General features: G+C 50.1%; 1 pseudogene. It reads right to left on the bottom strand.

The annotated features are described in order from the left end of the window. Positions 1-573, bottom strand: a pseudogene (locus tag ACIF8R_RS18355) (hypothetical protein); the annotation flags it as partial.

Raw genomic sequence — 573 nt, 5'->3', positions numbered from 1 at the left:
TTACTGCATCGGTTGCTGCTGTGCCCGCACCGACATTGGTAACTTTCTCACCATTTGCATCCAGTCCGTTCGCTGTCAGCTTCCCTGCAAACACAGGCGCATCGGCAAGTTGAATATCAACGGTATTGCCACTGATGACCGTCTTCACATTCGAGTTCGAGCCAGATGCTGTCAGCCCACCTGTGATATTCAGGGTTTCACCCAATTTACGGTCGACACTGCCGCTGTTACCTGCAAAGGTAATCGGTTTAACCACTTCATTGTTCAGGTTAGTTAAGGCATCACCGACATTGTTGGCATTAACCGTTGTACCGTCAGTTTTAGTGGTGACATAGGTTGGTGCACTTACTGCACCTGTAGTGCTGTCATAGCTTGCTCCACCACCCAGATTGTTGGCTGTGCTGTTGCCCAAGGCATCAGTCTTGTTATTGCTTGACGTACTTAACGCATCAAGCTGGCCTTTGTTTACTGCATCGGTTGCTGCTGTACCCGCACCAACATTGGTAACTTTCTCACCATTGGCATCCAGTCCGTTCGCTGTCAGCTTCCCTGCAAACACAGGCGCATCGGCAA

The organism is Acinetobacter sp. ABJ_C4_1, from assembly GCF_044538495.1.
Lineage (GTDB): Bacteria > Pseudomonadota > Gammaproteobacteria > Pseudomonadales > Moraxellaceae > Acinetobacter > Acinetobacter nosocomialis_A.
The sequence above is the reverse complement of the archived record's forward strand: the minus strand, read 5'-3'. Positions and strand labels throughout refer to the sequence as shown.